This window comes from Mesorhizobium sp. L-8-3, assembly GCF_016756615.1.
Classification (GTDB): Bacteria; Pseudomonadota; Alphaproteobacteria; order Rhizobiales; family Rhizobiaceae.
The window spans coordinates 2,462,533-2,488,387 of the sequence record NZ_AP023262.1 but is presented as its reverse complement, the minus strand read 5'-3'; the positions used below and the strand labels follow the sequence as shown (position 1 = coordinate 2,488,387).

Below are 25,855 nucleotides of genomic sequence, written 5' to 3'. Positions count from 1 at the left end.
AGGGGCAATGCGGGAGATCAGGACACTGGCCTGCACAGCGCTTCGGACCGCGACCTCCGCGACCCTGGCGGCATTCGCACGGGCCATCACCGGCGTTCGGCCGATCTGGGCCGGCACCGGACCATCCGACAGGCAGCGCATCTATTTCGCCAACCACGCCAGCCATGGCGACTTCATTCTCCTGTCGGCCTGCCTGCCGCCGCGTGAGCGCATGCGCACACGCGCTGTCGCCGGGGCGGACTATTGGGGCAAGTCGAAGCTGCGCCGCTTCATCGCCGAGGACATGCTTTCCTCGGTCCTCGTCGAGCGCAACTGGGTGGAGCGCACAGTCGATCCGCTCGCCGTCATGCTGAAGACCCTGGACCAGGGCGACTCGCTGATCTTCTTCCCCGAAGGCACGCGCAACATGACCGAGGAGCCGCTGCTGCGATTTCGGTCCGGCCTCTACAACCTCGCCGTCACGCGGCCCGACGTGGAACTTGTCCCATGCTGGATCGAGAACATGTCGCGGGTGCTGCCGAAGGGTGAGTTCCTGCCGGTTCCGCTCCTGTGCCGCGTCGTCTTCGGCGCACCGATCGCGCCGACGCAGGACGAGGAGAGGCGCGCCTTCCTGGATCGCGCCCGCGATGCGCTCCTTGCACTGGACCCGAGGCCGAGGAGGGACGGCAAGCCATGACCGAGACGTTCTATCTCGCCGCCGGCCTGCTCGGCGTCCTGCTGGCCGCAAGCACGGTTTCCGCGGCGCTGACATGGCGCGCGGCCGATCCGCGCGATCCCGTGCTCCTCAACCTCAATCAGCGCATCAAGGCCTGGTGGGTGATGGTGGCGGCGATCGCGGCGGCCTTCCTGTTCGGCAAGGGCGGCGTGATCCTGCTTTTTGCCTTCGTCTCGTTCGCCGCGCTGCGCGAATTCGTGACGCTGACCTATTCGCGCCGCAGCGACCACTGGATCCTGCTCGGCATGTTCGGCGTGGCGATCCCGGCCCAGTATCTGCTGGTCTGGCTCGAATGGTACGGGCTCTACACCATCTTCATTCCGGTCTACTGCTTCCTGGCCATGCCGGCGCTGACCGCCCTGCGCGGCGACACCGCGCGCTTCCTGGAGCGCGTGGCGGAGCAGCAATGGGGGCTGATGCTGGCCGTCTATTGCGTCAGCCATGTGCCGGCGCTGCTGACGCTGCCGATCCCCGGCTTCGACGATCGCAAGCTGCTTCTCATCGCCTTCCTGATCATCACGGTGCAGGGCAGCGACGTGCTGCAATATGTCTTCGGCAAGCTGTTCGGCAGACGTCGCGTCTCGCCCAACGTGTCGCCGTCCAAGACCTGGGAAGGCCTGATCGGCGGCCTCGCCGGCGCCAGCCTGCTCGGCGGCGCCCTGTGGTGGCTGACCCCATTCTCGCCGCTTCAGGCGGCAGGCATCGCGCTGCTTGCCTGCCTGATGGGATTTCTCGGCGGGCTCGTGGCCTCCGCCATCAAGCGCGACCAGGGCGTGAAGGACTGGGGTCACCTGATCGAGGGCCATGGCGGCATGCTCGATCGCGCCGACAGCCTGGTCTTCGCCGCGCCTGTCTTCTTCCACATCGTGCGGTTCACGGTGGCCTGAGCGGGTGGCGGGGACCCCGCCACATAAAGGCCCGGCGAAAGTCGCGCGCCGGCTATTTAACGATGACGATACGGGTGTTGGACGGGCCGAAGGCCTGGACCAGCTCGTAGAAATCTGCGGCATTGTCGGGATGGAGCCGGATGCAGCCATGCGAGGCCGGGCGGCCGAGGCGTTTGACATGCGGCGTGGCATGCACGGCATAGCCGCCGTGGAAGAAGATCGAATGCGGCATCGGCGCATTGTCGTACTTCCTCGAATACCACATTTCGTGCATGCGGGTCGGCGTGAACGAACCGGTCGGCGTGACATAGCCCTTGCCCGCGGTCGACACCTTCCATTGGAACGTTTCCCGTCCGTCGATCATGACCCGCATCGTCTGCTGCGAAATCGATACGCGCGCCACGATCTTGTTGGCCGCGACTGCGGTGTCGGCTCCCCAGCCGAGCAAGGCGCCGAAGCCGATCATGGTGCATGTCGCAAGGTTTATGAGACGATTGGCGAAGTTGGTGGTCATGTGTTCCCCCGAAAGATGACTGGTCCGTTTCGATGGGAGCAATATGCGCACGCGCTGTTTCGAATTGATTTCGCTGAAACGCAATTATGTTTCGTAATTGTTTCATATCAGGCAATATGAGCGTCCCGCGCTTGACCTCGCGCCCGGCAATTCGGTTGCGCCCGGAAACCATCCTGCAACAGGGGCCGGGCGGCGCGGCATCGTCCTGAAACAGGGCCCTGTCATTCTGTGCGCATAGAAACACGGATGTCTGGACGGGACATGGAATGCGGCAGGACGATCGAGCTGGTCGGGAAAGGCGTGGCGACGGGTGTACCCTCGCTCGCGGGGAGCCCGGCCGGCCATCTCTGGACCGCTCCCACAGAAGCCCCGCACCCGGCACGCTCCCGGAGGATCCGACCATGAAGGCCAACAAGGGCGCTGCGGTTCTTTCCGCGCTTCTTTATGCCCAGGGACTGCTCGGCATTGCCGCGGTGGCGGCGGTGCTGCTGAAGTCGCCCGCCGATGCCGGGCATGCCGGATCCGGCATCGGCGCAGTTCAGGTCGCGTCGCATCAGCAGGCGCGGTGACCCGATCTTGCATCGCCTGATAAGAACGCCCATCGCCGGGGCCGGCCGAAATCGGTGCCGGGTTGCCTGCTCAACCGCCCGACGGCGGGTCGAAGCGGTAGCCGGTGCCGCGCACCGTGGTGATCGTTTCGGTATCGAGCTTGCGGCGAAGCCGCACGATGCGCGAATCGATCGACCGGTCGAAGGCGTCAGTTGCCTCGGCCGGCGCAGCGGCGATGATATCGTCGCGGGTAAGCACCGTGCGGGGATTGGCGGCAAACAGCCGAAGCAGCGCGATCTGCCCGGGAGACAGGGCGTCCTCTCCCCCCGACCGGTGCATCACCAGAGCGGCCTTCAGGTCGACCGTCGCGTTCTCGAGGACCAGCAACTCGCTGCCGCGCCGGCCTCGCCGGGCGATCAGCCCGCCGATCCTCGCCGCGATCTCGCGCGGATTGACAGGACGCTCGACAGCGTCGGCTGCGCCGAGTTCCAGGGCCAGGATCTTGTCGATCAGGTCGGACCGTCCATTCACCATCATGAAAAGCGTGCCGCCGGCGGCGTGGCGTCGGAGCAGGTCGAGACCGGCGCCGTCTTCGAGCGCCAGTTCGACGACCGCGACATCGACACCGCCCTCGCCGATCAGCGCATCGCCTTGCCAGCCGTCCGCCGCAAGGCGCACGACATATCCGCGCCGCTGGAGATAGTCGTCGAGCTCGGTGGCGGCATCAGCGGAAAAACCGATCAACGCAACGACTGGCCTCGCCATGAAAAGTCCCGGTCTCAAGTTCGAGGATGTAACTAGACAAGATGTTTATACCCAATCTACTGTCCGCTGAAAGCGGAGGCGAGATAGCACTGCGAGCACGCATCGTAATCGTCGAGGACGAGCCGGATCTGCGCGAAGCCGTCGCGGAATATCTCGGCGCGAACGGCTACGATGTCGCGACGGCCGCCGATGCCGCCGAGATGCGGGCGCTTGCCGCCGAGGGTCCCTTTCATCTCGCCATTCTCGACATCGCCATGCCTGGCGAGGACGGCCTGTCGCTCGGCCGCTGGATCCGCTCGACCATGTCAGCCGGGATCATCTTCGCTTCCGCCGCGGGCACGGCGATCGACCGCATCGTCGGGCTCGAGATCGGGGCCGACGACTACATCGTGAAACCCTACGAGCTGCGCGAGCTGCTGGCGCGGGTGCGCAGCGTGCTTAGGCGCGTTCCGCAGCAAATGGAACCGGCGCAGGCGAAATCGGAGAGCGAGGCGCCCCGGCGGACAATGGCCTTCGGCGGCTACACCGCCGATTTCGAGGGGCGCCTGGTGACCGCGCCCGACGGTTCCATCGTCGACCTCTCCAAGAGCGAGTTCGACGTGCTGGAGATATTCCTCAGCCGGCCCAACCGGCTGCTGACGCGGGCGGCGATCTCCGAAGCGATCGGCGTGGAGGAGGATTCCGATTCCTCGCGCGCCGTCGACATCAGGATCATGCGGCTCCGCAAGAAGATCGAGGAGGATCCCTCCAGCCCGAAATTCCTGCGCACCGTTCGCGGCGAGGGCTACATCTTCTCGCTGCCCGCCGGCGACGCCGGCTGACGCACCGGGTTGAACAATGGAACCGGCCGCATGATCGAGACGATCCCGCCCAGCATGGACATGGACATCGTCGAGCCCGGCGTTTCCGTCGCGGCCGCCCGCATCGTGCGAAGGCTGCGGCAGGCAGAGGACTGGCGCCAGGAACTCGGCTGGGCACTGGAACTCATCGGCCGTTCGATGTCGGCGCATCGCACGATCCTGTTCCGTCTGCGCGAAGCGCCCGACCATGGGCTTATCCAGTCCGTGGCCGGATTCTGGGTCGACGACAAGATCGAGGGCATCTCCGGCATGCCGACGGTCATCCCGCAATCGGTCATCCACTCCGATGAGCTGCTCGGTCGCATCGCCCGGGAAGGCAGGCAGGGCAAGATGTTTACCGGGCTGACGAGCGAGATCGGCGGCTTCCTCAGGCGGGACTTCGAAAACCAGAACATCAAATCGTTCCTGTCGATCCCCTATTTCGTCAACGGCCAGGCAGCGGGATCGCTGGCCATCAACGACTGCCTGAGAGAACGCAAGTGGACCGACGAGGAGAAGGCGGCGGCCGAGATCGTGGCCATCGCCATCAGCGACGCCATCGAGCGCTCCCAGTCGGATGCGCATGTCGCGGAGATCATGCGCGCGGCCATGCTGCAGGCGTCGCTGGACGCCGTCATCATCATCGACGAAACGGGCAAGATCGTCGAATTCAACCCGGCCGCCGAAAGGATGTTCGGCTATCGGCGCATCGACATCGTCGGCCAGGACATACTCGACACGATCATCCCCGAATATTACCGGGCCGGCCACGCCAATGGCGGAGAATACATGGCCGGGCGCGGCGCACCCATGCTCGGCCGCCGGCTCGAGACGGTTTCGCAGCATGCATCGGGCGAGATCTTCCCGATCGAGCTGACCGCGTCGGAGGTCAAGATCGCCGACCGCCGGCTGTTTCTCGGATCGATCCGGGACCTGCGCGAGAAGCGCTATGCCGAGGACGAGATCAATCGCCAGCGGGAGAAGCTGCATCAGAACGAGAAGGTCGCGGCGATGGGCTCGCTGCTGGCCGGCGTGTCGCATGAGCTCAACAATCCGCTCGCCGTGGTGGTGGCGCAGTCGACCTTGCTGCATGAATTCGCCGTCGACCCCCAGACCAAGGCCCGCGCCGAGAAGGTCCGCGCCGCCGCCGAGCGATGCGGCCGCATCGTCAAGAGCTTCCTTGGCATGGTGCGGCTCCAGCCCACGGCGCAGGCCGAAACCGACCTCAACCATGTGTTGCGCTCGGCGCTCGAAGTCACCGCCTACGGCGCGCGCACCAGCGGCATCGGGGTCGACGCCGAATTTGCCGAAGGCGCGGTGCTGGTGATGGCCGATGCCGACCACCTCACCCAGGTCGCCGCCAACTTCCTCGTCAACAGCCAGCATGCGCTGGCATCGAGCCCGCGCGACCGCCGCATCAAGGTGCGTACGTTCCGGAACCCGAACGGCACCGTCGGGTTCTCGGTCGAGGACAACGGGCCGGGCATTCCGGAGGAAATCCGCTCCCGCATCTTCGAATCCTACTTCACGACCAAGCCCGTGGGGGTCGGCACCGGCATCGGCCTGTCGATCTCCCGTTCGATCGTCGAGCGCCACAACGGCAAGGTCTGGTTCGAGGCGACCGAGCCGAGCGGCGCGCGTTTCGTGGTGGAACTGCCGGCCACGGCAGGCGCGCAGAATAGTGCCGGCACTGGACACGCCCAATCGACCAGCCTGCGCCGCGCGCTCATCGTCGACGACGAACCCGACGTTGCCGAATCCCTGGCCGATATCCTCGAACTCATGGGCATCAAGTCGGTGATGCTGTCGGCCTGGACCTCGGCCGGCGAGATCCTGCCCGATGTCGCGCCCGACATCGTGTTCAGCGACCTGCGCATGCCGGGCTCCAGCGGCATCGGCATCTATCGCGACATCATCGACCATCGCGCCGATCTCAGCCGGCGCTTCGTGCTCGTCACCGGCGACATGATCGGCGCCCGTGCCGAGGTGGAGGCGCTGGCGCCGCATCTGCGCCCTCTCATCCTGGAAAAGCCGTTCAGCACGCTCGACGTGCGCGGCGTGCTCGCCGCGGTCGGCGACCAGATCACGCTGACGAAGTAGCAACGGCGGAAAATCGACCCGGCTGGGCATGCCGGGAACAGGAACAGCCTGCTCCGCAACAAAAAAAGGCCCCCTGCCGGAGGGGTCGGCAGGGAGCCAGAGGCTGGAGGGCTGAAAGCTTCAGAACACGTTTGGGGTCTGCCGGTTCGGCTCGGCATTGGCGATCATGCGGATCGTACGAGCCTTCCTGTCACCGGCCTCCCGGGCGATCACGAGCAGGCAATCGAGCGACTCGTTGCCCCAGGCCTGTCCCTGACAGGCCCGCTCGGTCTCCGACATGGGCAGGCGTGCCGTCTTCTGCGTGGTGCGGACGTCGTCCGCGATCTTGCGCGGCGCTCCGCCGATGGCCGCGAAGGCCGGTCCGGATGTGGGAATGAGCGCCATGGCGAGAAAGCAGGCGGCAGCGGCCACCGCGAACATTGCCATCGGATGATCCTGCGTGCGCTGGCGCAACGCGATCCTGGGGAAATCGAAGCCGCGCACCGGTCCGTGCCCGTTCCCGACTGATGTGGTTCTCTTGCCGGCCATTGTCGTCGCCTTGTTGTTCCCTGTTGAAGGGACAATAGGCCAACCGTGTTTCTGCCCGATGCTGTCCGAACTCGCCTCTGTAACAGGTTTGAAACAAGCGGTTCGGGCATATTTCGGTCAAAATCAGTCAAGGTTGGTCACGACTGCGCACGGCGGCGGGTGCGATACGCTTGGCAGGGGCGGGCGAAATTCGCGCTCGCACCCACATGTCGCCGTATGGAGCGAAAGCATGGCGGACGAGCAAAGCGAAAGGAACGAAGTTGGCTTCGATCCGGACGGCCGGCTACCTTTCGGGGCTGCCGAACCTCACATGCCGTTTGACCATGTCGGCCAGCGCCGGCGTAGCGGCCAGGATTTCACTCCCATGCGCCAGGTGTTCGGCCGCGAAGTCATTCGTCCAGCCGCCGGCTTCGCGGACCAGCAGCAAGCCCGCCACGGCGTCCCACGAATTCATATGGCGCTCCCAGTAGCCGTCGAAGCGCCCCGCTGCCGTATAGGCAAGGCCGAGCGCCCCGGACCCGAGCCTGAGATACTCGCACCCCGCCGAAAGCAGCGCATCGACCGCGCGGACATGCTCCTTGACCGGCCGACGGTAGCTGAAGCCGACCGCGACACGGGCACGCGTCGGGTCGGCTTCGCCGCTCACCTTGATCGGCCGGCCGTTGAGGAAGGCGCCGCCGTCCTTCCTCGCCGAAAACAGCTCCGCTGCGAGCGGGGCGTAGATGATCCCGAGCGCCAACGCACCGTCGACGACCATGCCGACGGAGACGCACCAGAACGGAATGCCGGTCAGGAAATTATGCGTACCGTCGATCGGGTCGATCACCCAGACGGCAGGCGCCTTCGGGTTGCGGGAGCCGCGCTCCTCGCCGAGAAAGCCGTCCTCGGGAAACAGGCGGCCGAGACCGGTGACGATGAGGTCTTCGCATTCGCGGTCGGCCTCGCTCACCAGGTCCTGCGCACCCTTGCGGTCGATACTCAAAAGCTCGCGCCGGGCAAAATGGTCGGCGGCGAGCCGGCCTGCTTCGCGGACCACGGCTTCCGCCGCCCCCAGGCGGTTATCGAGAACATCCGGTTGCATCCGAGCCATGGCGATCTTCTCAACTGGCGTGGCCGGCTTGTTTGACGAGGCGAGCGATGAACGGCACATCGTCGCCGGAAATCGAGTCGACCAGCCCATCGGCGATCCACTGCACGATTTTCGGCAGCGGGTCGCGGCCGCCTTGCCAGTATTCGGCGAGTTTGTCCGGGCGAGGCATGCTGAGACGATTGCCAAGACCCGCTTCATGCAATGCCCTCGCATCGTCGGGGTGGAACATGTCGAGCTCGATCGAGACCGAAGCCGCGCCGCAAGCCTGCAGTACCCCGATGAGGTCCGCATGGCGGGCATGGGTGATTGCTTCGGTCTTGAGTCCCGGATGGCGCTCTACGGCGCGCTTCAGAACCGCATGGTCAAAGCCGATCACGATGACGCGGTCGAGCGTCCCCGTTGCTCTGAGCAATGCCGCTACGCGATCGGCGGCGAGCTCCGGCCGCTCCGCCTCCTTGATCTCCAGTACGATCCCCATATCCGCCGCTTTGGCCCAGTCGAGCGTCTCCGCGACGGTCGGAATCTTCGTACCGGCGAAGGCGGGATCGAACCGGACGCCGGCATCCAGTCGGCGGATCTGCTCAAGGTCGAGGTCGGCTGCGAAGCCATGCCCGTCCGTTGTCCGGTCGACGGTCAGATCGTGCAGGACGATCGGCTCGCCGTCTGCAGTCAGTACGACGTCGATCTCGACCGTGGTCGCGCCTGCCGTCCGGGCCGCCTCGAGCGCCGGCAGCGTGTTCTCCGGATAACAGAGGCTGTAGCCGCGGTGGCCGCAGACATGGACATGCCCCGCCTCGCGGGCCAGGAAGCTGAAGGACATACCCGGCTGGTCTCCCTATTTGCGAAGACGCGCCTCCTGCCGGCGGGTCTTGACGGTTTCGCGAACTACGAGCTCGACCGGGATATGGACCGACATCGGCGGCAGGTCCGGATCGGAGAGGCGCCGGTCGAGGATCGACACGACCTCGCGGGCGATGCGCCGGGGGTCCTGCCGCAGCGTGGTCAGCCTGTAGGAGGCCCACGCGGCAATGGGAACGTCGTCGAAGCCGATGACCGACACGTTGTCTGGTACACGCAGGCCCGCGCCGCGCAAATGATCGAGCGTCCCGAACGCCATCAGGTCGTTGACGCAGAAGATCGCGTCAGGTGCCGGTCCTCGCGCCAGCAATTGCCGCGCCGCCTCCCGTCCGCCGTCATAGTCGGAGTGACCGGCCCTCACGATCGTCGGCTTGAATCCCGACGCGGCTGCGAACTCGGCGAAGGCGCGCTCGCGAACGGCAAGGCTCGGGCTCGGATCCTCCTTGTTGATCACGGCGAAGCGGCGGGCTCCGGTCATGGACAGGATCCCGAAGGCCTGCTGCGCACCGTCCCTGTCGTCGCAATGAACGCTGTCGAGGCCCGTCTCGGCTCGGTTGATCAGGATCAGCGGCTGTCCGTTGCGGCGCGTCAGCTCGACCAGGCTCTCCGGCGGCGAGCCTGACAGGAAGACGGTCGCCTCCGCCCGGTAACGCAGCAACTGCCGGCTGGCATTCGCAATGTCTTCCGTGGTGGTGCCGATGTTGATGATCGCCGGCATGTTGCCACGCTCGATCAAGGCCTGCGACAGCGCGGCGATCATCTGGGCGCGGAACGGTGTGTCGGCGTCAGAGGTCACCAGCCCGACCAACCGGCTGCGATTGGCGAGAAGGCCCCGGGCGAGATCGTTGACCTGGTAGCCGAGGGCGGCGGCCGCCTCGTGCACCCTGGCCAGGGTTGCCGGCGCTATGCTTGCGCCAGGGGTGAAGGCTCGCGAGACCGCGGAGCGGGACACGCCCGCCCGTTCGGCGACGGCCTGGGCGCTCACGAAACGACCCTGGCCATTGTCTCTGCCGTCGGTCACGGTTCGACCCCTCCCACTGGACATTCTCCCAAGTGCATTCATAATCCTGTTGCACAGCATTGCAACAACATGACGGCGCGGTGAAGCGTGCCGCAGCAGGGAGGATGGAAAGATGATTCACTGGAAGAGTGGAACTGCCGCCGCACTCCTGAGTGCAGTACTTGCGGGTGGCTTGGCAGCCGTCTTCACGGCAATGCCGGTTTTCGCCCAGGAGACCGTGAAATTCGAGCTGTGGTCGCGTCAGGATCCTTCCGGACCATTGCGTCCGGGCAATGTGGTCAAGGCTGCAGAGCGGCTCAACAAGGAACTCGAGGCCGAAGGTTCACCCAAGCGTATCGAGGTCGCGGTGCGCGAGAGCCCTGCCAAGGGTTTTGACGACGACGCTCTGCAGCTCCTGAAAGTGTTCGGCATCGGCCAGGGGCCGGACATGTTCATCGCTGCGCATGAATGGGTCTGCGCCTTCCAGCAGGACGGCTTCGCCCTCAAGCTCGACGACTATATCGCCAAATACCCGCAGCACTTCGGGACGATCTTCCCGGAGCTCTGGTCATCGACCAGGTGCCCCGACGGCACCTACGCCATCCCGCAGGATGCGGAGGCGAGGATGTTCTTCTACAACAAGAAACTCCTCCGCGAGGCCGGCTATGACGCCGCTTTCGTCGACGCTTTGCCCCAGCGGGCACTGTCGGGCGACCTGACAATGGACGAGGTCCTGGATATCGCCAAGCAGGTGGTCGACAAGACGAAAGCCCAGTACGGCGTCCTTCACCGGCCGAACAAGGGCCCCGACTACATCATGGTCTTCAATGCCTACGGCAATGACTTCATCGATCCGGCGAGCGGCAAGTTGCTCCTTGAGCGTGACAAGCTCGCCGCGGCATTCGGCTGGTTCGAGCGCGGGGTGAAGGAAGGCGTCATCCCCGCCAACAACACCGCGATGGAATTCGACGCGCTGCGCAAGGAGTTCTATACCGGCAACGCGGCCTTCTGGATGTACGGGATCTGGGATCTCGGCAGCGTGGCCTTCCCGACCTACGGCCTGCCACAGGATGAAAAAGCCTTCTTCGCGGATTGGGGCTGGATCGCCGGGCCGGCACCCGCCAAGGGCGGCTCGCCGGTCAGCCTGACCCATCCGATCGTCTACGTGATCTCCGCCAGCACCAAGGAGCCGGAACTCGCTGTCCGCCTGCTTGGCCACGCCTCGGCGGCCGACCTCAACACCGATCATGCGGTTACCACGACCCATCTCGGCATCAAGCCCGAGCAGCTCGAGGATCCGCGCTATGCGGAAGCCTGGCCACTCGCCCGTGCGACCGACCTGCTCAAGATCACGAAATTCCTTCCCAACAATGCGCAGTTCGGCGAGCTCAACGGCATCATCTATGCGGCGATCCAGGGCATAGAGTCGGGACGGCTGTCGGCGGACGATGCGGCGGAATTCGTGATCGACGAGGCGTCGGCGAGCCTCGAAGACGTCGTCGTCAAATAGCTCCGATCGGCCTTGCGACGGTCGAGTTACGCACCGCATCGACCGTCGCGACGAGCGTGTCAGGCAATGACGACTTTAGACGAACTCATGATCGAGCACCGCGGCCATGCCCGGTCTGCGACCCGCCGGCGCGCGAACTTCGTGATCCTGCTTGGCCCGGCAATCATTCTCACGGTCCTGTTTTTCATCGTCCCGGTTCTCATCGACATCGCAGTCTCGTTCACCGACCTCAACCGGTCGCTTCGCATCACCGGGTTCACCATCGAGCAATTCGAGAAGATCTTCCGCGGCGACCGCCGGCTGACGCCGGTCATCGGGCTCACCTTCATCTACGTCTTCGGCACGCTGGCGATCTTCAACGTGACCTTCGGCCTGATTCTCGCCATCACCACCACGTCGCTCCGGAACGTTTCCGGCGGTTTCTTCCGCGGCGTGTGGCTCCTGCCGCGGATGAGCCCGTCGGTGCTCTACATTCTGCTCTGGCTGTGGGCGGTGAGCCCGACCGAAGCCGGTCTCGTCAACCAGGTCCTGATGCAGGGCTTCGGCCTCGATGCGCCGCTCGACCTGCTGACCTCCGCTCCGGTTGCGCTCATCATCATCTCCAACGGCTTCATCGGCGCCTCGATGGGCATGATCATCTTCACCGCCGCGATCCGCGGGATTCCCGAGCACCTGTTCCACGCCGCCGCGGTGGACGGCGCCGGGACCTTCGCGCAGATCCGCTTCATCACCTTGCCGGCCCTGCGCTGGCCGATCAGCTTCGTGACGATCTACCAGACGCTCTCGCTTCTGGTGAGCTTCGAGTACATCCTGCTGCTCACGAGGGGTGGTCCGTTCTATGACACGACGGTCTATGCGCTCTACGTATACCGGCGAGCCTTCGAGAACGGCCAGTATGCCTATGGCGCCGCGCTGGCGCTGTTCCTGATCGTAATCGGCGTGGTCGTAGCGCTTATCGGCTGGCGCTTCTTCGACATGGAGCGCCTGCTGCAACGCCCGCGCATCGAGGTGCATTGAGATGGCGGTCGAGGCGATCCCAACAACATCCGCGGCAACGCACGAGCCACTGGTCGATTGGGACAGGCTGGCGGCACGGGCGCGCAATTTGCGCCGCACCAAGGCGGTCGTCCTTTACTCCTTCCTGATCGCCGTCTCGCTGCCGATCATCCTGCCCTATTTCTGGCTGGTCACGATCGCCTTCTCGGCCAGGACCGGCGTTGCCGAGACGGCGGTGCTCTGGCGGTCGACGGCGGTGGTCGTGCCGACAGTGGTAGCCCTGTGGCTCGCAGCCGCGTTCACGCAGGACCGTCGCCAGATGTGGATCGGCATGGCGGTCATCACTGCGATCGCCGTCCTTGCCATCGTCCTTTTCGTCGGCCGAGACCTCCATGTCGGCAATTTCATCTTCCTGTGGGAACCGGACTTCGCTTCCGTGGTGCGATCGCGGGTCGGAGAGGTGAAAGGTGCGGTACAGTTCCCCAATGTCTGGCACGCCTTCGGCAACTCGGTCCTGATTGCCGGCGCGCAAACGGCCATTGTCGTCACGGTTGCCTCGCTGGCGGCCTATTACCTGTCGCGTTTCCAGTTCCCCGGGCGCTCGGCGATGCTGCGCTCGCTGCTGGTGCTGCACGCCTTCCCGGTGATGACGCTGATCGTGCCGATGTTCCTGATGCTCTACTGGATCGGGCTGCTCGACACGCTTGCCGGCGTGATCCTGGTGCTCGTCGCCTTTGAGTTGCCCTTTGCGATCTTCATCATGAAGGGCTTCTTCGACGCGGTGCCATGGGACATCGAGATGAGCGCGCTGACCGACGGCGCGTCACGGCGGCAGGCATTCGTCAGCGTCGTGCTGCCGCAAGTCAGGAACGGCATCCTCGCAATAGCGGTCTTCACCTTCATCCGGGGCTGGGAGGAGTACATCTTCGTCTTCACCTTCCTGGTGAGAAACACCAACTGGACCATGAGCCTCTACATGTACTGGGTGCGGGACGACGTCATGGGCGTCGACTACGGAGTGGTCTCGGCAGTGGGCGTCTTCTACCTCGTTCCAAGCCTGATCCTCTATCTGGCCGCCCAGCGCTATCTGATGCAGATGTCGATCGGTGGCGTGAAGGGCTGACTGGTATGGCCAAGATCGAGTTCCGCAACGTGTCGAAGCGCTTCGGCGACGTCGAGGTGATCCCCGGCATGAACCTTGTGATCGAGGACGGCGAGTTCGTCGCGCTGCTCGGCCCCTCCGGCTGCGGCAAGTCGACGAGCCTCTTCATGCTCGCCGGGATCTACGTGCCGACCGGCGGCGAGTTGCTCTTCGACGGCCATGTCGTGAACGAGGTGGAGGCGCGGGACCGCAATGTCGGCATCGTCTTTCAGTCCTATGCCCTTTATCCGCATATGAGCGTGCGCGACAACATCCTGTTCCCGCTGCGCTTCAAGAAGACGCCGCGCGACGAAGCTCTCGGCCGGGTGAAGGCCGCCGCCGAACTTGTCCGGGTCGCAGAACTGCTCGAACGCCGTCCCGGCGAGCTTTCCGGCGGCCAGCAGCAGCGGGTTGCACTGGCGCGTGCCCTAGTGAAGGAGCCACAGCTGCTGCTGCTCGACGAGCCGCTTTCCAACCTCGACGCGACCCTTCGGCTCTCGATGCGCACGGAGATCAAGTCCCTGCAGGAGCACCTCGGGGTGACAACCGTGCTGGTCACGCACGACCAGATCGAGGCCACCACGATGGCCGACCGCATCATCTGCATGCGCGCCGGCCGCATCGAGCAGGTCGGGACGCCGGATGATCTCTATCTCAGGCCATCCAGCCTGTTCGTCGCCGGCTTCATCGGCTCGCCACCCATCAACCTGATTGCGGGCAAAGCCGAGGGCGGCAAGGTCAGCGCCAACGGCACCCAATTCCCGATCGAAGGGGCATCAGGAGCGCTGACCGTCGGACTGAGGCCGGAACATCTGCGATTCGGTGGCAGCGGCTTTCCCGGCCGCATCATGCAGATCGAACCGATGGGGCGCGAGATCCTCTATGTCGTCGACACCGGAGTCGGCACCGTTCGCGTGCTCGTGCAGGGCTCATCTGCCGCCCACTCGCCCGGAGAAGAGGTGAAGATCGGCTTTGCGCCGGAGAATTCACTGGTGTTCGAGACGGCCGAGCAGAAGCTCGTCGCAGGCGCGCATGTTCGCGCCCCGACTTGACGGGTCGGCGGCCGCCGACTTGTCCAGTTCTTCGAGATGGGTGGGGAGGGGCACGTGGTGGCGCCGCTGAAGCAGGTTGCTCAGGAAGTCAGCGGCGAGGCGTCGGACACGCCGATTGCTGTCGAGGGCCCGCACGGGCCTATTCGCCTGAAGTGGCACAAGCTGCGAAGATATCTCGCCGAAGCGCCTTTCAGGCGTTCGAACCTCGCCCTTGGATGGCGGCTCGGAGCGAGCCTCGAGGTCGATATCCTGGCCACCGCAGACGACCGCTTCGCGGTTCTGCACGATCCGACGCTGGGCCCATCGACGACCGGACGCGGGCGCGTCCCGTCCACGCCGATTGCCTCGATCCGGGGGCTCTTTCACCGCGACGCCGATGGCGCCGCCGACCCCGATGCGCCGGTCCTGCCGCTCGCCGAGCTGGTGGCCCCGCTTCGAATACTGCCGAGAGCGCCATCGGCCAACCTTCAGCTCGACCTCAAGCTTCTCAACGGACGCCGGCTCCCGGATTCGGCGATCGGCGACGCGGCGGCAGCAGTTCGCGGATTGGGCGACGCCATCGTCGTCGGGTCGCATCATCTCGAGGATGCGCGCCGCTTCGTTTCGGTCATTCCCGGAGCCCGGCTCGGCTACGACCCGATGCTGGCGGTATCGCGCCAGCCTGGCTTGCGCGATCCTGAGCGGCTGCTGCGCCACATCGAGCGCCGCAAGGCCGGCGTGAGCATCGCCTATCTCAGGTTCGATGCCATTGTTGCCGCGCAGAGGCGGCGGTTTCCGCTCGTCGCTCGCCTGCTCGACCTCGGCATCGAGACGGACGCCTGGACGGTCAATCCCGGTCGGGGGATCGATGCGCCCGCGCTTGCGGCGCTCGTCGGGGCCAAGGTGCGCCAGATCACCACGGACGCGCCCGGTCAGATCTCCCGTCTGATCCGCTCGCTTTGAATTCGCCCAAAGCCGCGCCTTCGTTCGACAAGGGTCCAGGCACCCGCATCCGGATTTCGTGCGTAGGCGCGCGGACAACGGCGCATTCCTATCCGACAGGGTCGCAGGGACGAGATTAACTCCCGGAAAAATCGGAGTTTTCCAGGCGGAACAACGACCCGGCACGCCTCCCGCCGCCGCACTGCGGCAGAGATCCAACAATCGCATTTGTATAAGCTGTTGCAATTAAATCATAAATATGCTCTTATTGAATGAACATTCAATAAGAATGATCCCATGGATATGAAACATCACCTCTACGGCGTCGCCGTCCCCAACGACTGGGACCGGCGCGGGCTGCCGGGCTGGAGCTATCACAGCCCGGCCCTTCTCGAGCTCGAGAAGGAGCATGTCTTCCGAAACCACTGGCAGATCGCCGGCCATGTCAGCGACGTTCCCAATCCCGGCGACTATCTCGCCATGGACGTCGTGGGCGAGCGCGCCATCATCCTGCGCGGCAAGGACGGCGTGGTGCGCGGCTTCCACAACATCTGCAGGCACCGCGGCTCGCGTGTCGTCGCCGACGACAAGGGCAATTGCCGCAACGCGCTCGTCTGCCCCTTCCACGGCTGGGTCTACAATCTCGACGGCACGCTGCGAGGTGCTGCCAGGCCGCGCTCCTTCCCCGAGCTCGACAAGCACGAATTCGGCCTCATGCCGCTCGACCTCGAAATCTGGATGGGTCTCATCTTCATCCGGTTCCGCAAGGGCCCGCAGCCCGCCGTGGCCGAGCTGATGAAGGCGGTCGAAACCGAGATCGCCCATTACCAGGTTGCCGACATGGTGCCCTCCTGGGGCATCTGGACGCAAAAATCGCCCGTCAACTGGAAATCGGTGCGCGACGTCGACAATGAGGGTTACCATGTCGCCATGGCGCATCCGGCGCTCCAGGATCTCTACGGATCGACCTATTTCGACGAGCCCTTCGTCAACGGAGTGTCGCGTTCCTTCGCCACATACAATCCGCACGCCGGCCGCCGCTGGAGCGTCAGGAACTACATCAAATTCGCTCCGAAGCCCTCGCGCCTGCCCGAGCATCTGAGGCAAGCCTGGATCTATTACGGAATCTTTCCCAACAATGTGATCGCGCTGATGCCGGAATCCGTGCAGTTCTACCAGGAGTTCCCTCTGTCGGCCGGCGAGACCCTGCTGCGCGGCGCGATCTACCGCTATGCCGACGAAAGCCGCGAGCAGGCGGCTGCACGCTACCTTTCCTATCGCATCGATCGCGACACAATGGCGGAGGACGTGCAGCTTTCGGTGTGGTCGAACGAATCCATGCTGTCGGAAGCCTTCGGCGGCTTCTACCTCTCCGACCTCGAATATGGCGTGCGCACCCACCACGACCATCTGCGCGGGGTCCTGCCTGTGCTTGGACTGGAAACCGCGCCCGAGGAGAAGGATATGCGGGGGTTGAATCAGGCTCTGCTATCGGGGATATGAACGAGAAGCCAGTCCTGAGCCGCGTCGTGCCATCTCCTTCTTCCGGAATTGGGTAGCTATACCATCAGTCACCATTCAACTGTTTGATTGGCAGGGGATTTCCTGCCCCCTGACAATGATAGAGAGCGCCGAATTACCTCGGGGATCGGGAGCGCGCAATAAGCGCTGCTCCGCGACCTTCGCGCTCGCGAACGGGAATGTCGCGTTTCAACGCGAGCGGTCATTCGAGATGGCTCTTAGGCCAAGTAATCCGTCTCGCCTGCCCGGATGCCCGCCTGCGAACTGTCCAAGCGTTCGCAGGCGAATGCGGACTTCACCGACAATAGCGTACTTACGACGGTCGGCTACTGAACCAGCTCGATCTTCGGCGGCTGCCATGAGCCGTCCAGGATCGGCTCCTTGCCCCAATATGCGCGAATGTAGAGCGAGAACGTCCCCTCAGGTGCCGGCAGCCAGTTCGACTCCTTGTCTCCCCCCGGTGACTTCGCGCCTGCATAGAGCGTAAGTGAGCCATCCGCGTTGCGCTGAAGGTTCTTGTTCTTGGTCCCGAGCGAATAACGCTTAAGATCATTGGGATGGAAGAAGTGATGCTCGTTATAGAGCGTCAGCGACCAGAACCCGTTGACCGGCGGCTCCTGCCCGGCCGCAAAGGTAATCTTGTAGCTGCCGCTGCCGTTGAGCTCACCGCCGGCGCCATCGAAGTCGGTGTAGAAATACTGCGTCTCGTTCGGGCGATTGTCGAACATGTTCGATTTGGATGTGCCTGTCCGATTGAAGTAGTCGACACCCCACTCTGCATTGTTGGTCGAGCGGTTCCAGCCGTTCCCGGCAGGTCGTCCGTTGTGGATCCACTGGTGGAACGGTTGGATGACCTTCTCTTCCGTCTCGATGGCTGCTGCGACGATCACCTTCTTCAGTTCGGGGTCCTTGGCCGCATCAAGCAGCAGGCGGAACTGCCCATACAGCGCTTCCTCGCCGGGCAAGGGATCGACGATGTTGAGCGCCTCGCCGAACTGATCGAAGAATTTCTCCGGGACGACCCATCTCGTCTCGGCGCCGCTGCCGGAATCTTTCGGGCCTACAATGTCCGGCGCCTTCATCCAGTCGACCGACTTCATCTGACCGGTGAAGTCCTTCAGCGGATAGGCGACAACCTGGTTGATCAGAGGCTGGATCGCCTTCTTGTCCTCGGGCGTGTCGTCCTGGAATATGCGGGGAATCGCGTTACCCAGCGAGGTGGAGTAACGGATGACGTCCGTGATTCCGGCCGGCTTCAGGCCTTTCCACCGGGGACCGACCAGGAGATAGAAACCCGGCTTCGAACCGTATGGCTTGCCGAGCTGACCGACCTGGTCGGTGCGCGCATCGTAGAGCGCATAGACCCAGAGGCGGTCTCCGAAATCGGGCACCTGGATGACCACCGGCTCCTCGTCGAGCGAGAAAAAGCCGAGACCGTAGACGACATCTTGATTGGGGCAGGCGATGAAGGTCTGCGACGGCTCGATGTAGTCGGCGAGCATACCGATCTGCCCCTGTGGAGCCGCGGGCAGCACACCATTGAGGCGACCCGCATGCGGGGCCTGTGTGATCCTGGCCTTGCGGTTGATCATGTTGACGATCGGCCAGCCCCAGACATAGGCCATTTGCGCTATGGTCCGGGCATATCCTGGCTGCATGATGATGCCCGTGGCCGGCTGGGTGGGCATGGACGCCGCAGCGGCGTCCTGTGCTTGGGCCAAATCGGCCGCAGCAACGACCGAAGCGGTTGACAGCGCCGCAGGGACAACAGCGGCCCCCCTGCCAAGCGTGGCGAGTGCTGCTGCGCCGATGCCGCTCTTCATCGCATCGCGCCGCGTGGTGACCAGTTTGTCGACATTCTTCATCGGATCGCTCCTTCTCCGTCGGTTGAAAGGCCCGGCAATGTCAGCCGCCGAGCGGACGTTGTTGGTGGTTAATTGAGTTTGACGACGTCGTCCGGCTTCCAGGTCTGATCGAAGAACTCGACACCCGTGCCGTAGAGCCGCAAGGCCGCGATGAAATTCCGCGCGTTGACGGTCTGGATGAAATTCGTGTCCGGTGCATCCGCGGGCTTGGACGGACCGAACCACAAGTCGATCGAGCCGTCTGCGTTTTTCGCCACGGCTTCATTCAAACTGTTGATCGACGGCATTAGTTGCGGTGTTTCCACCATCGTACCGTCGGTGACGTTGTAGAGGGTGACGGCCCAGAACAGCGCGGCCGGCGCATTGGGTGGCAAGTGCAGCTTGTAGGTGTTCGAGCCGTTCAGGAACTCGCCGTTGGAGTCCCTGACCGTGTTCGGATATTTCGATCCCGCTCCCAGCGTGTGCATGACCATGGCTGGCGCCGACGAAAAGGCGATCTGGAAGAAGCCGGCCCGCTGGTCGACATCGAGATAGCCGTTCTGCAGCCATTCGGACGTGGCCCCGGCCCATTGGTTCACGTACTGTCGGTCCTTGTAGTAGAGTTCGCGCCCGTCCGGGCGGCCGAGCTGCCGTGTCGCCAGGATCATCCGGGGCGCCGTCTCGACCGCTTTTTTCAGCAGCTCCTGCTGCTTTGCGGTCGGCTCAAAAGGCTGGCCCTTGACGATGCCGATCGAGGCCAGCACGCCGCGCAATTCGGGATCGATGGCCGAGACCGGCTCGTAGTCCACAAACGCCTTCAGCTTCGCCCAGAACTCATTGTCGACCGGATACATCATCTGGATGCGCTTGCCGCTGCCGTTCGGAAACTCCATCGGCTTGGTGTCTTTTTCCGAAGCCCACAGCGGGTAGATGCGCGTCTGCTCCGCCAGCGCGACGGCCTGCTTCGGGTCTGGGGCGGTCGCGCCCTTCCCCATCACGGTGCGGAAGAACAGCATGACGTTGTAGGTCTTCGACTTGAACGAAAAATAACCCTGCGGGATCTCGCCGTCATAGTCCGGCGGCAGCAGCAGATAGAGGCCGCCGCGCGCGCGGTCCGGGCCGATCAGGCCGACGTCGGTGATGGTGCGCTGGAATAAATCGGTGAACATGCCGATGACATCGCGCGGCGCAGCGACGACCAGCGGGCCGGTCTCTTTCAGGTCGAGAAAGGTCAAAGAGTAGATGACGTCGCCATTGGGCGTCGGGATCCAGGCGCGCGAATCCATCCGGTCCTTCCAGATGGGAAGGACGTTATAGCCCTTGCCGAACGCCGCCTCGGAGCCGTCGCGCATGCCGATCGTGTTCAGCGCCGGCAGCATGGTCATGTAGGCGTGGATGGCGCGCTGATAGAACAGCTCGTCACGCAGGGCCTCGGCTTCGGCCTGCGGCAGCCAGTTGCCGTTGTTTATCTGCTCGACAAGGGGCGGAGCAGTCACCTCCTGGGCCAGGACCGAGGACGCTGACAGCATCGACGTTATCGTTGCAGCCAGAAATACTGACCTATACATTTTCACCTCCTATATTCTGGCCGCTCAAGGCCAGATCAGCCTCGCCTAAAGTGATGCTTAGTCGCTCAGTCCATCGTATCCATCGTCCAGATGCCACTTTCCGGCGTCGAGACCATCGGCAACCCGCAAAAGGAGTTCGCCGATGCTTTGGGCAACGACGGTGCGGTCTCTCTGATCGTAGAGAAACCAGATGACTTGGCCGTCCCGATCAGGGCGCTCTGGCCGCAGATCAATGCAATAGTGATCACCGCGCGGACTGCCGAAGAGAGGCAGCCAACTTGCCGACCAAATCGCAGCGTGCGGGAGAGGCTGGCCGCCTGTCAGTGCGGCCAGATGCAGTTCGTCACCGGCGCCGTACCGGAGACAAAGATCCTCCCAAGCCACAGCCACGAGATCAAGCGGTAGCCATCGCTGATTAAGGTAGAGGGCGGGCGCCCCCTCCGGCTGGCCGTCATGGGCGGCGTAGAGAAGCCGAATCTCGGAAGGCAGCGCTTTCCCGAATTTGGCCTCGATCCGTTGAAGGGTGCAGGCATCTGCGCCTGGTCGAACGAACGGCAGGCGATCTGGATGGTTCCGAGCAACCCAGGCTTCGATGCGCTCCAGCGACCGCACGGAATCGAACTGGATGGGCATAGGCACTCCTCCGTGAGGTGAAGCGGCTCGATGTTTCCCAGGGCAAGAAGTTCGAACGCGAGGATAGGCTCGCTGCGACTGGTCTCAAGACCACATCCGTGCCAAAACTTGACTCAGCGTGCCAATCTAAGGCGACACCTGATGAGGCAAAGGGGAGGGACTGTGAATCCTTCGACTATTCCCAGCAGCCGTTTCTCGACCCAGCAATTCGATATCTGGCGAGAGAGTATCGCAGTTGTTTTCGACGTCGAGCGACTTTCTGGCGACGCCGAAACGACATTCAACGCGAGCGTCGATGCCTTCCAACTCGGCGACATGGTCGTCACCAACGCTGATCTTGGCGGGCAGCGATATGTCAGATCGTCGGCGCGGGTGCGCCGAGACGGCATGGATCACTTTGTCCTCAATCTGTATCGCACGGGCGGCTGGAGAGCCCAGACGCCACGGGGTGAGTTCGAAGGGAGGGCCGGCCAGGTTTCAGTGCTTGATCTTTCTTGCGAATTGGTCAGCGACGAACCGAATTGCAGTCTCGTGGCGTTGTTCTTGCCAAGGTCGCTGGTTGAGGATCGCCTCCCCAACCTAGGCGCTCTTCATGGGGGTGCGCCGTCCGGTCCTTACGCGGCCCTCCTGGCCGAATACCTGGGTCTGCTAGCGCGGCGGCTGCCCACGTTGCCGGCGGGTGACGAACAGGCGCTCAGCCGAGCGACATGCGAGATGCTGACGGCGTGCCTCGCCCCCTCCCTTGCCAATCTTGAAGCGGCGCGTCCGGGTCTCGAACTGGTCCTGCAGCGTCGGGCGAAGCGTTTTGTCGAGGCACACCTCCATTCCGCCAAGTTGAGCACCGATGCGATCTGCAATGCCGTAGGCGTGTCCCGAAGAACGCTCTACCGATTGTTCGATCAGGAGGGAGGTGTGCTGCGCTACATCCAGAGCAGGCGGCTTGAGCGCATAAAGACAGTCCTGTCTGATTCGAGAGAAACCAGGCGTATTTCCGAAGTTGCTGCGGAGTTCGGGTTTCTACGCAGCGATCATTTTGCCCGCGCATTCAAGCAGCAGTACGGGCAATCCGCACGAGACATACGCGCTTTGACGACCCAGTATGCGGAAGCCGGCGCCGAAATCTCTCCCGTCAGGCCAAGCGAAGGCCAAGGGTTCGATGACTGGATTCGAGCACTTCACGCATAGCGCTCGCCGACGAGATCAGGTTCCATCAGACCTCACGAAAGCGGACATTCTCTGGGTGTCGCCTCACGGGTCAAACGCTCCAACCACACTCGACCAAGCAAGGTCTGCAATAGGTCAAAAGTTATCGTAGGTCTCAGAATAGGAACGGCAGCAAGTATCGAAAATAGAGCTTTGCGAACATCGCGCGTTATGCTCATCGGCTTCAGTATTCTCTGTTGGCTATTCGTTGCCTTCTATTCGTTCCACACCCCTTCCCGCCTCAGATCGTCCATCGTCCGCGAGATGCCCTCGCGCAGGATCGCGACCATGTCGTCGATCTGATCGCGGGTGATGACGAGCGGCGGCGACATCACGCACATATTGATCAGCGGCCGCACCAGGAGCCCCAGTTCATGGCAGTGGGCGTCGATGCGCCGACCGACATCCTTGTCGAGTTGCAGCGGATCCCGGCTCTCCTTGTCGGCGACGCATTCGACGCAGCCCATGAGGCCCATCCCCCGCACCTCGCCGACCAGCGGCAGTTCCTCGAGCGTCTTCAGCCGCTCCTGGAAATAGGGGCCCATGGCCCGGGCATGGTCGAGGATACCGTCCTCGAGCAGATCGAGATTCTTCAGCGCCACCGCGCAACCGACGGGATGGCTGGTGTAGGTCAGCCCGTGGCCGAACATCGCATCGGGGTGATTGGACCTGCGCAGTTCATCCATCAGGCGCGCCGAGACCACCATGCCGCCGAGCGGAAAATAACCCGATGTCACGCCCTTGGCGAAAGTGATGATGTCGGGTTCGATCCCGAAGACCTCGCCGGAGGCGAAGACGTGCCCCAGCCGGCCGAAGCCGGTCACCACCTCGTCCGACACGTATAGGATGTCGTAGTAGCGGCATATCTCACGGATGCGCTTCAGATAGCCACCGGGCGGCACGATGACGCCGCCGGAAGCCTGGATGGGCTCGCCAATGAAGGCGCCGATGCGATCGGCGCCGAGGCGACCGACCGTTGCCTCGAATTCGGATACGAGCCGGTCGGCAAAGACCTCAACCGAGACGCCGGCGGGTCGGCGGAACGGATTGGGCGCCGACAGCTTCACGACGAGATCGTCGGCGCCGTCCATCCAGTCGCGGTCGCGCGGTCGCCCGTTCAGCGAACCCGAGAGATAGGTCGAGCCGTGATAGGCGCCGCCGCGCGACAGGATCAGCTTCTTTTCCGGCCTGCCGCGCACATTGTTGTAGAACTGCATGAAACGCAGTGCGCTTTCCACGGCCGAGGAACCGCCCGTGGTGAGGAACACATGGTCGAGATCACCCGGCGCGTGCCCGGCAATGCGCTCGGCCAGCACGGCCGAGGGCTCGTTCATCGTGTACCAGGGCGTGTTGTAGGATAGCTCCATGGCCTGCGCGTACATCACCTCGGCAAGCTCCTTGCGGCGGTGCCCGACATTGACGCACCACATGCCGGCCGGACCGTCGATCAGCCGCTTGCCGTCGCCGTCCATAATGTAGATGCCCTCCCCGCTGCCGATGAGGCTGCGTGCTTCCGTGCCGATCGAGCCGGCATATGGCCAGGGCTGCACGAGATGCCGTTTCGCGGCTTCGACCGCATCGCTTTCCCCGCGCACCGTCTTGTCCAGGTCCTTCAGGGCAGCCATCTCGCATCATCCTCCATGTGGGACGGGTCCAAGCATGAAGACCACTCGTCCAAGCCTCGGAAAACAAGGGAACATGTGCACTATTTTGAATGTCCGTTCAATCAAAATCAAGGAATGACGCTTGATTTCGACCGAGGGATGCGCATGATGCTGGAAAAGCCGGCCGTGCAAGGGAACGCGCTGGACCGGCCTGTTCGATGGGACACATAATGGCGGAAGCCGAAAGACCCGAGCCCGCGCCCGGAGCCCTCCAATGACGGTGGCTGCGGAAGGGTCGTCCCCGTTGCCGGCGCCTCGCGCAGGACGGCGATCCCTTCTGCAGTCGGAACAGGCCAAGGGGCTGGCCCTGGTGAGCCCGACCTTCCTCTACGCGCTGATCCTGCTCGGCCTGCCGATCCTTCTGGTGATCGCCTACAGCTTCTGGACCCAGGACTATCTGACGGTCGATCGCAACTTCACGCTGGAGAACTACCGCGTCGCGCTGACCGAGCCGATCTATCGCGACCTGCTGTTCCGATCGCTCTATGTCTCGCTCGTGGTCAGCGCCCTGACCGTCGTGCTCGCCTATCCGATCGCCTACTTCATCTCCTTCCACGGCGGCAGCCACAAGAACCTGTGGCTCTTCCTGATCACCATCCCGTTCTGGACCAGCTACCTGCTGCGGGTGATGTCGTGGAAGGTCATCCTGGGTTACAACGGCGTGCTCAACTCCGGCCTGCTCGGGCTAGGCCTCATCGACGAGCCGTCCACCGCGCTGCTCTACAATACCAGCGCCGTCATCATCACCCTGACCCATGCCTGGGCCGCCTTCGCGATCCTGCCGATCTTCGTGTCGCTGGAGAAAGTCGACCGCACCTTGCTCGAGACCGCGACCGATCTGGGAGACGGGCCGATCCTGCGTTTCCTGCGCGTGACGCTGCCGCTCTCCATTCCGGGCGTGGTCGCGGCGATGCTCATCGTCATGATCCCGACGGTCGGCGACTATGTCACGCCGAAGCTGGTGGGCGGCAAGGACGGCGTCATGATCTCCACCGCGATCCAGACGCAGTTCCTGAAGGGCGCGAACTGGCCGTTGGGCGCCGCCTTGTCCGTGGCCACCATGGCAGCCGTCACGGCGATGGCCGCGGCGACCGTCTTCCTGATCCGCTCGGCCGCGAGGCTCGCGCGATGACCCCGACGCGCCGCTTTCTCGGCAACTGGCTGCCCGTCTATGCCTTCCTCTATCTGGGCTTCCTCTATCTGCCCGTGCTGTTCCTGCCGATCTTCTCGGTCAACACCGCGGCGACGCCGAAATTCCCGCTGCAGGGCGTGACGCTCAAATGGTATGCCGGCTTGCCGCACACGCCCGCACTGCTCGACGCAGCCCGCAACAGTCTCGTCGTGGCCGTTTCTGCCGCCCTGCTCGCGACGGTTCTCGGCATATGCGCGGCCCGCGCGCTGACGCGCTACCGTTTCGCCGGTCGGCGCTCGATCAACGGGCTGATCATGGCGCCGCTGGTGCTGCCGGAGATCATCGTCGCCATCGCCATGCTGCTGGTGCTTTTGTCGCTCGGGCTCGAGCTTTCCCTCCTCACTGTCGTGCTCGGCCACGTGCTGATCTGCGTGCCCTACTCGGTGACCGTGCTCACGTCGGGTTTCGAAGGTTTCGACCGGAGCCTGGAGGAGGCCTCGGCCGACCTCGGCGAAACCGCCTTCGGCACGTTCTGGCGCGTGACGCTGCCCATGGTCGCGCCGGCCATCATCTCGTCGCTGCTCGTCTCCTTCACCATCTCGCTCGACGAGTTCATCATGGCCTATTTCCTCGCCGGCACGGAAACGACGCTGCCCGTCTATATCTGGGGCCAGTTGCGTTTCGCCGCGAAGCTGCCCGGCGTGCTGGCGCTCGGCACGCTGCTGCTGGTCGGTTCCTTCGTGCTGCTCACGGCAGCCGAAATGCTGCGCCGCCGCGCCGAGACGCGCATCAAGTCCGCGGGAGTTGCCCTTGCCTGACAAGACG

Annotated in this window: 24 protein-coding genes; 14 read left to right on the top strand and 10 right to left on the bottom strand. The window is 63.9% G+C overall.

From position 1 onward, the window contains the following. Nucleotides 1-7 precede the first annotated feature (7 nt). Both JN302_RS11795 and JN302_RS11790 read left to right on the top strand, forming a co-directional pair. On the top strand, nucleotides 8-676 hold the full coding sequence (locus JN302_RS11795; protein WP_202332970.1) for a lysophospholipid acyltransferase family protein: 669 nt from the start codon (nucleotides 8-10) through the stop codon (nucleotides 674-676). Further along, complete coding sequence (locus tag JN302_RS11790; protein WP_202332969.1) at nucleotides 673-1,602, top strand: phosphatidate cytidylyltransferase; 930 nt, start codon at nucleotides 673-675, stop codon at nucleotides 1,600-1,602. The genes JN302_RS11795 and JN302_RS11790 overlap by 4 nt, the downstream gene beginning before the upstream one ends. A gap of 52 nt (nucleotides 1,603-1,654) precedes the next feature. Here the strand turns inward: JN302_RS11790 and JN302_RS11785 are convergent, their stop codons facing one another. Further along, nucleotides 1,655-2,116 carry a L,D-transpeptidase gene (locus tag JN302_RS11785; protein WP_202312305.1) on the bottom strand — a complete coding sequence of 154 codons (462 nt, stop codon included), beginning with the start codon at nucleotides 2,114-2,116 and terminating at the stop codon, nucleotides 1,655-1,657. Between the two features lie 401 nt (nucleotides 2,117-2,517). On the opposite strand from JN302_RS11785, the gene JN302_RS11780 reads away from it, so the two are divergent. Further along, a complete protein-coding gene (locus tag JN302_RS11780) occupies nucleotides 2,518-2,685 on the top strand; it encodes a hypothetical protein (RefSeq protein ID WP_202332968.1) in 168 nt (55 codons plus the stop codon). Nucleotides 2,686-2,755: 70 nt separating this feature from the next. Here JN302_RS11780 and JN302_RS11775 read toward each other — a convergent pair whose 3' ends face one another. Beyond that, the gene (locus JN302_RS11775; protein ID WP_202332967.1) at nucleotides 2,756-3,430 is read right to left on the bottom strand and encodes a response regulator transcription factor; all 675 of its coding nucleotides are present in this window, start codon (nucleotides 3,428-3,430) and stop codon (nucleotides 2,756-2,758) included. A gap of 41 nt (nucleotides 3,431-3,471) precedes the next feature. Here JN302_RS11775 and JN302_RS11770 point away from each other — a divergent pair, with 41 nt between their 5' ends. Further along, nucleotides 3,472-4,251, top strand: coding sequence for a response regulator transcription factor (locus JN302_RS11770; protein ID WP_202312302.1), 780 nt, complete (start codon nucleotides 3,472-3,474; stop codon nucleotides 4,249-4,251). A 30-nt stretch (nucleotides 4,252-4,281) separates the two neighbouring features. Further along, nucleotides 4,282-6,369, top strand: coding sequence for a hybrid sensor histidine kinase/response regulator (locus JN302_RS11765; protein ID WP_202332966.1), 2,088 nt, complete (start codon nucleotides 4,282-4,284; stop codon nucleotides 6,367-6,369). 120 nt (nucleotides 6,370-6,489) lie between these two features. Here the strand turns inward: JN302_RS11765 and JN302_RS11760 are convergent, their stop codons facing one another. The 4 genes from JN302_RS11760 to JN302_RS11745 all read right to left on the bottom strand — a co-directional run bounded on the left by JN302_RS11760 (nucleotide 6,490) and on the right by JN302_RS11745 (nucleotide 9,866). Then, nucleotides 6,490-6,897: a hypothetical protein gene (locus tag JN302_RS11760; RefSeq protein ID WP_202332965.1), complete on the bottom strand. Its 408-nt coding sequence runs from the start codon at nucleotides 6,895-6,897 to the stop codon at nucleotides 6,490-6,492. 283 nt (nucleotides 6,898-7,180) lie between these two features. Then, on the bottom strand, nucleotides 7,181-7,987 hold the full coding sequence (locus JN302_RS11755) for an inositol monophosphatase family protein (protein WP_244846297.1): 807 nt from the start codon (nucleotides 7,985-7,987) through the stop codon (nucleotides 7,181-7,183). Between the two features lie 10 nt (nucleotides 7,988-7,997). Next, nucleotides 7,998-8,807, bottom strand: a complete 810-nt coding sequence (locus JN302_RS11750) for a glycerophosphodiester phosphodiesterase (protein WP_202332964.1) — start codon at nucleotides 8,805-8,807, stop codon at nucleotides 7,998-8,000. Nucleotides 8,808-8,822: 15 nt separating this feature from the next. Beyond that, the gene (locus tag JN302_RS11745; RefSeq protein ID WP_244846296.1) at nucleotides 8,823-9,866 is read right to left on the bottom strand and encodes a LacI family DNA-binding transcriptional regulator; all 1,044 of its coding nucleotides are present in this window, start codon (nucleotides 9,864-9,866) and stop codon (nucleotides 8,823-8,825) included. Between the two features lie 112 nt (nucleotides 9,867-9,978). Here JN302_RS11745 and JN302_RS11740 point away from each other — a divergent pair, with 112 nt between their 5' ends. From JN302_RS11740 to JN302_RS11715, 6 genes are all read left to right on the top strand, one after another. After that, nucleotides 9,979-11,355, top strand: a complete 1,377-nt coding sequence (locus JN302_RS11740) for an ABC transporter substrate-binding protein (protein ID WP_202312294.1) — start codon at nucleotides 9,979-9,981, stop codon at nucleotides 11,353-11,355. Between the two features lie 66 nt (nucleotides 11,356-11,421). Continuing rightward, entirely contained in the window at nucleotides 11,422-12,372 is a 951-nt protein-coding gene (locus JN302_RS11735; protein ID WP_202312292.1) for a carbohydrate ABC transporter permease, read from the top strand. Nucleotide 12,373: 1 nt separating this feature from the next. Further along, entirely contained in the window at nucleotides 12,374-13,474 is a 1,101-nt protein-coding gene (locus JN302_RS11730) for a carbohydrate ABC transporter permease (protein WP_202312290.1), read from the top strand. Between the two features lie 5 nt (nucleotides 13,475-13,479). Then, complete coding sequence (locus JN302_RS11725) at nucleotides 13,480-14,544, top strand: ABC transporter ATP-binding protein (RefSeq protein WP_202332962.1); 1,065 nt, start codon at nucleotides 13,480-13,482, stop codon at nucleotides 14,542-14,544. 54 nt (nucleotides 14,545-14,598) lie between these two features. Continuing rightward, the gene (locus JN302_RS11720; protein WP_244846295.1) at nucleotides 14,599-15,486 is read left to right on the top strand and encodes a glycerophosphodiester phosphodiesterase; all 888 of its coding nucleotides are present in this window, start codon (nucleotides 14,599-14,601) and stop codon (nucleotides 15,484-15,486) included. A gap of 282 nt (nucleotides 15,487-15,768) precedes the next feature. After that, complete coding sequence (locus tag JN302_RS11715) at nucleotides 15,769-16,968, top strand: aromatic ring-hydroxylating oxygenase subunit alpha (protein WP_202334262.1); 1,200 nt, start codon at nucleotides 15,769-15,771, stop codon at nucleotides 16,966-16,968. Between the two features lie 344 nt (nucleotides 16,969-17,312). Here JN302_RS11715 and JN302_RS11710 read toward each other — a convergent pair whose 3' ends face one another. The 3 genes from JN302_RS11710 to JN302_RS11700 form a co-directional block, all read right to left on the bottom strand. Then, nucleotides 17,313-18,851: a DUF1254 domain-containing protein gene (locus tag JN302_RS11710; protein WP_202332960.1), complete on the bottom strand. Its 1,539-nt coding sequence runs from the start codon at nucleotides 18,849-18,851 to the stop codon at nucleotides 17,313-17,315. A gap of 68 nt (nucleotides 18,852-18,919) precedes the next feature. Next, the gene (locus JN302_RS11705) at nucleotides 18,920-20,398 is read right to left on the bottom strand and encodes a DUF1254 domain-containing protein (RefSeq protein WP_202332959.1); all 1,479 of its coding nucleotides are present in this window, start codon (nucleotides 20,396-20,398) and stop codon (nucleotides 18,920-18,922) included. Between the two features lie 57 nt (nucleotides 20,399-20,455). Further along, complete coding sequence (locus JN302_RS11700) at nucleotides 20,456-21,031, bottom strand: SMI1/KNR4 family protein (protein WP_202332958.1); 576 nt, start codon at nucleotides 21,029-21,031, stop codon at nucleotides 20,456-20,458. Between the two features lie 162 nt (nucleotides 21,032-21,193). Here JN302_RS11700 and JN302_RS11695 point away from each other — a divergent pair, with 162 nt between their 5' ends. Beyond that, nucleotides 21,194-22,216: a helix-turn-helix domain-containing protein gene (locus JN302_RS11695; RefSeq protein WP_202332957.1), complete on the top strand. Its 1,023-nt coding sequence runs from the start codon at nucleotides 21,194-21,196 to the stop codon at nucleotides 22,214-22,216. A gap of 233 nt (nucleotides 22,217-22,449) precedes the next feature. Here JN302_RS11695 and JN302_RS11690 read toward each other — a convergent pair whose 3' ends face one another. Then, on the bottom strand, nucleotides 22,450-23,859 hold the full coding sequence (locus JN302_RS11690; RefSeq protein WP_202332956.1) for an aminotransferase: 1,410 nt from the start codon (nucleotides 23,857-23,859) through the stop codon (nucleotides 22,450-22,452). A 253-nt stretch (nucleotides 23,860-24,112) separates the two neighbouring features. On the opposite strand from JN302_RS11690, the gene JN302_RS11685 reads away from it, so the two are divergent. Then, entirely contained in the window at nucleotides 24,113-25,030 is a 918-nt protein-coding gene (locus tag JN302_RS11685) for an ABC transporter permease (RefSeq protein ID WP_202332955.1), read from the top strand. After that, complete coding sequence (locus JN302_RS11680; RefSeq protein ID WP_202332954.1) at nucleotides 25,027-25,848, top strand: ABC transporter permease; 822 nt, start codon at nucleotides 25,027-25,029, stop codon at nucleotides 25,846-25,848. The genes JN302_RS11685 and JN302_RS11680 overlap by 4 nt, the downstream gene beginning before the upstream one ends. The last annotated feature ends 7 nt before the right edge of the window (nucleotides 25,849-25,855 follow it).

What these genes read in the sequence shown, in the direction of transcription:
- JN302_RS11795 (WP_202332970.1), top strand. Translation starts at nt 8, where the DNA reads ATGCGGGAGATCAGGACACTGGCCTGCACAGCGCTTCGGACCGCGACC.
- JN302_RS11790 (WP_202332969.1), top strand. Translation starts at nt 673, where the DNA reads ATGACCGAGACGTTCTATCTCGCCGCCGGCCTGCTCGGCGTCCTGCTG.
- JN302_RS11785 (WP_202312305.1), bottom strand. Translation starts at nt 2,116, where the DNA reads ATGACCACCAACTTCGCCAATCGTCTCATAAACCTTGCGACATGCACC.
- JN302_RS11780 (WP_202332968.1), top strand. Translation starts at nt 2,518, where the DNA reads ATGAAGGCCAACAAGGGCGCTGCGGTTCTTTCCGCGCTTCTTTATGCC.
- JN302_RS11775 (WP_202332967.1), bottom strand. Translation starts at nt 3,430, where the DNA reads ATGGCGAGGCCAGTCGTTGCGTTGATCGGTTTTTCCGCTGATGCCGCC.
- JN302_RS11770 (WP_202312302.1), top strand. Translation starts at nt 3,472, where the DNA reads ATGTTTATACCCAATCTACTGTCCGCTGAAAGCGGAGGCGAGATAGCA.
- JN302_RS11765 (WP_202332966.1), top strand. Translation starts at nt 4,282, where the DNA reads ATGATCGAGACGATCCCGCCCAGCATGGACATGGACATCGTCGAGCCC.
- JN302_RS11760 (WP_202332965.1), bottom strand. Translation starts at nt 6,897, where the DNA reads ATGGCCGGCAAGAGAACCACATCAGTCGGGAACGGGCACGGACCGGTG.
- JN302_RS11755 (WP_244846297.1), bottom strand. Translation starts at nt 7,987, where the DNA reads ATGGCTCGGATGCAACCGGATGTTCTCGATAACCGCCTGGGGGCGGCG.
- JN302_RS11750 (WP_202332964.1), bottom strand. Translation starts at nt 8,807, where the DNA reads ATGTCCTTCAGCTTCCTGGCCCGCGAGGCGGGGCATGTCCATGTCTGC.
- JN302_RS11740 (WP_202312294.1), top strand. Translation starts at nt 9,979, where the DNA reads ATGATTCACTGGAAGAGTGGAACTGCCGCCGCACTCCTGAGTGCAGTA.
- JN302_RS11735 (WP_202312292.1), top strand. Translation starts at nt 11,422, where the DNA reads ATGACGACTTTAGACGAACTCATGATCGAGCACCGCGGCCATGCCCGG.
- JN302_RS11730 (WP_202312290.1), top strand. Translation starts at nt 12,374, where the DNA reads ATGGCGGTCGAGGCGATCCCAACAACATCCGCGGCAACGCACGAGCCA.
- JN302_RS11725 (WP_202332962.1), top strand. Translation starts at nt 13,480, where the DNA reads ATGGCCAAGATCGAGTTCCGCAACGTGTCGAAGCGCTTCGGCGACGTC.
- JN302_RS11715 (WP_202334262.1), top strand. Translation starts at nt 15,769, where the DNA reads ATGAAACATCACCTCTACGGCGTCGCCGTCCCCAACGACTGGGACCGG.
- JN302_RS11710 (WP_202332960.1), bottom strand. Translation starts at nt 18,851, where the DNA reads ATGAAGAATGTCGACAAACTGGTCACCACGCGGCGCGATGCGATGAAG.
- JN302_RS11705 (WP_202332959.1), bottom strand. Translation starts at nt 20,398, where the DNA reads ATGTATAGGTCAGTATTTCTGGCTGCAACGATAACGTCGATGCTGTCA.
- JN302_RS11700 (WP_202332958.1), bottom strand. Translation starts at nt 21,031, where the DNA reads ATGCCCATCCAGTTCGATTCCGTGCGGTCGCTGGAGCGCATCGAAGCC.
- JN302_RS11690 (WP_202332956.1), bottom strand. Translation starts at nt 23,859, where the DNA reads ATGGCTGCCCTGAAGGACCTGGACAAGACGGTGCGCGGGGAAAGCGAT.
- JN302_RS11685 (WP_202332955.1), top strand. Translation starts at nt 24,113, where the DNA reads ATGACGGTGGCTGCGGAAGGGTCGTCCCCGTTGCCGGCGCCTCGCGCA.
- JN302_RS11680 (WP_202332954.1), top strand. Translation starts at nt 25,027, where the DNA reads ATGACCCCGACGCGCCGCTTTCTCGGCAACTGGCTGCCCGTCTATGCC.